General features: G+C 72.5%; 1 protein-coding gene. It reads left to right on the forward strand.

What is annotated here, in order from left to right:
* Nucleotides 1–3,590 (forward strand): type I polyketide synthase (locus tag ACWDAK_RS40800; RefSeq protein ID WP_427396313.1); only part of this gene is annotated, 3,590 nt, incomplete at both ends.

Genomic DNA, 3,590 nt, shown 5'->3' on the forward strand with positions numbered 1-3,590 from the left:
GGCGGCGGGCACGAGTCGTTGTTCCGGCCGGAGTGGGTCGGTGCGGTTCTGCCGTCGGTCGAGGCGCCTGATGTGGTGACGGTGCTCGGTGCGGATGATCTCGGGCTGGAGGATGCCGAGCAGTTCGGGAACCTGGCCGAGCTGCGGGCGGCGGTCTCGGCCGGTCTGTCGGTGCCGGGGACGATCGTGGTCCCCGTGCTGCCCGAGGCGGCTCAGGATGTGGCCGCCGCAACTCGCGCCGCCGTACACGATGCGCTGGCCCTGGTGAAGGAGTGGCTGGCCGAGGATCTGCTGGCGGACACCCGTCTAGTGGTGGTCACGCGTGGTGCGGTGGCGACCGTCGACGCGGAAGCACCGAACCTGCCCTCGGCCGCTGTGCGGGGTCTGCTGGGTTCGGCGCAGTCGGAGAACCCGGGCCGGATCGTGCTGGTCGACCTGGACGAGGACCCGGCCTCGCTCCAGGCGCTGCCCGGTGCGCTCGCCTCCGGCGAGCCGCAGTTGGCCGTACGGGCCGGCGACGCCTTCGCGCCGCGTCTGGCGCGGGTCCCGGCGATTGCCGAGGCCGAGCCGCTGGTGCTGGACCCGGAGGGTACGGTGCTGGTGACGGGTGCGACGGGCACCCTGGGTGCGCTGTTCGCCCGGCATCTGGTGACCGAGTACGGTGCGCGTAGGCTGCTGCTGGTCTCGCGGCGCGGGGCTCAGGCCGAGGGCGCCGAAGAACTCGCGGACTCCCTGCGGGAGTTGGGTGCGGAGCCGGTCTTCGCCGCCTGTGACGTCGCGGACCGTGACGCGCTGGCCACCCTGCTCGCCGAACACCGCCTGACCGCAGTCGTACACACCGCCGGTGTCCTGGACGACGGCGTGATCTCCTCGCTCACCCCCGAGCGCATCGACACCGTGCTGCGCCCGAAGGTGGACGCGGCCTGGAACCTGCACGAACTGACGCAGCACCAGGACCTTTCCGCGTTCGTGCTGTTCTCCTCCGCCGCCGGTCTGTTCGGCGCGGCCGGCCAGGGCAACTACGCCGCCGCGAACAGCTTCCTGGACGCCCTCGCCCAGCAGCGCCGTACGGCCGGTCTCCCGGCGACCTCGCTCGCCTGGGGCCTGTGGGCCGAAGACGGCGGCATGGCCGCCGCCCTGGTCCGGTCCGACGTCGAGCGGATGGCACGCGGTGGTGTCGCCGCGCTGACCGCCGAGGACGGGCTGCTGCTGTTCGACGCCGCAGTCGGCTCCACCGACCCCTTGCTGGTACCCATCCAGCTCGAACTCGCGGCCCTGCGCGCCCAGGCCGCCCGGGGAATGCTGCCCCCGCTGCTGCGCGGCCTGGTACGGACCCCGATGCGCCGTGCGGCCGAGGCCGGTAGCGGCACCGGACACGGCGGTGCCGGCGGCTCGGCGCTCACCCGACGGCTGGCGTCCCTCTCGGAGGCCGAGCGAGAGGCCGCCCTGCTCGACCTCGTGTGCTCGGAGGTGGCGACCGTCCTCGGGTACCCGAGTGCGGCCTCCGTCGACGCCGAGCGGGCGTTCAAGGAGCTCGGCTTCGACTCCCTCACCGCCGTCGAACTGCGCAACCGCCTCAACACGGTGACCGGGCTCCGGCTGTCGGCCACCCTGGTCTTCGACTATCCGACCCCGGCCGCTCTCGCGGAGCTGCTCCACCGTGAGCTCCTGGGCGCGCTGCCGTCCGCCGACCTCCCGGTGGCGGTCATCGCCGCCACGGACGACGATCCGATCGCGATCGTCGGCATGGCCTGCCGCTACCCGGGCGGAGTCCAGAGCCCCGAGGACCTCTGGGGTCTGGTCGCCGGCGGACGGGACGCGGTCTCCTTCTTCCCCGAGAACCGCGGCTGGGACGTCGAGAACCTCTACCACCCGGACCCGGACCACCAGGGCACCTCCTACGCCCGTGAAGGCGGTTTCCTGCACGACGCAGGCCTCTTCGATCCGGGCTTCTTCGGGATCTCGCCGCGTGAGGCGATGTCGATGGACCCGCAGCAGCGGCTGCTGCTGGAGACCTCGTGGGAGGCATTCGAGCGGGCGGGAATCGATCCGGCGACCCTGCGCGGCAGCCGGACCGGCGTGTTCGTCGGTGTGATGTACAACGACTACGGCATGCTGCTCCAGCAGTCGGCGGAGGGGGCCGAGGGCCACGTCGGCACCGGTACCTCGGGGAGCATCGCCTCCGGCCGGGTGTCCTACACCCTGGGCCTGGAGGGCCCGGCGGTGACCATCGACACCGCCTGCTCCTCCTCGCTGGTGGCCCTGCACCTGGCCTGCCAGTCGCTGCGCCAGGGTGAGTCCACGCTGGCGCTGGCCGGCGGCGTCACCGTGATGCTGACTCCCAGCACCTTCGTGGAGTTCAGCCGCCAGCGCGGTCTGGCCGAGGACGGGCGCTGCAAGGCGTTCTCGGACGACGCGGACGGCACCGGCTGGGGCGAGGGCGTCGGCATGTTGCTGGTCGAGCGGCTCTCCGACGCACGCCGCCACGGACACCCGGTACTCGGCATCGTCCGCGGCAGCGCCGTCAACCAGGACGGCGCCTCCAACGGCCTCACCGCTCCCAACGGCCCGTCCCAGCAGCGCGTCATCCGCCAGGCCCTGGCCAACGCCGGGCTGACGGCCAGTCAGGTCGACGCGGTGGAGGCGCACGGTACGGGCACCCGGCTCGGTGACCCGATCGAGGCGCAGGCGCTGCTGGCCACCTACGGTCAGGAGCACTCGGACGACCGTCCGCTGTGGCTGGGTTCGGTGAAGTCCAACCTGGGTCACACCCAGGCGGCCGCGGGTGCGGCCGGTGTGATCAAGATGGTGATGGCGATGCGGCACGGTGTGCTGCCGCAGTCGCTGCACGTGGGGGAGCCGTCCTCGCACGTGGACTGGTCAGCGGGTGCGGTCTCGCTGCTGACCGAGACCACGGACTGGCCGGAGACCGGCGAACCCCGCCGCTCGGCGGTGTCCTCGTTCGGTTTCAGCGGCACCAACGCCCATATCGTCCTGGAGCAGGCCCCGGCCGCCGACACGGCTGTGGCTGCCGAGCCGAACGCCCCCTCGGTGACCCCGTGGGCGCTGTCCGGCCGGACGCCCGAGGCACTGCGCGGGCAGGCCGAGCGGCTACTGGCCCGGCTGGATGCCGAGCCCGACATGTCGCCGGTCGACGTCGGTTTCTCGCTGGTGAGCGCGCGTGGTTCCTTCGAGCACCGTGCCGTGCTGCTGGGTTCGGACCGCGAAGAGCTGCGGGCCGGGCTGGAGGCACTGGCGCGCGGTGAGGCGGCGGCGCGGACGGTGGTCGGCGCCATGGGGACGGCCGGCCGGGTGGCGTTCCTGTTCACGGGGCAGGGCAGCCAGCGGTCCGGTATGGGCGCCGAGTTGTACGAGGCGTTCCCGCACTTCGCAGAGGCTTTCGATGCGGTGTGCGGGGAACTGGACCGGCACTTGGACCGTCCGCTGCGCGAGGTGGTGTTCGGCGGGGAGGAGTTGGACCAGACCGGGTACACGCAGCCGGCGCTGTTCGCGGTCGAGGTGGCGCTGTTCCGCCTGGTGGAGTCGTGGGGTGTGCGGCCGGACTTCCTGGCCGGGCACTCGATCGGTGA

It is taken from the genome of Kitasatospora sp. NPDC001175 (genome assembly GCF_053598215.1).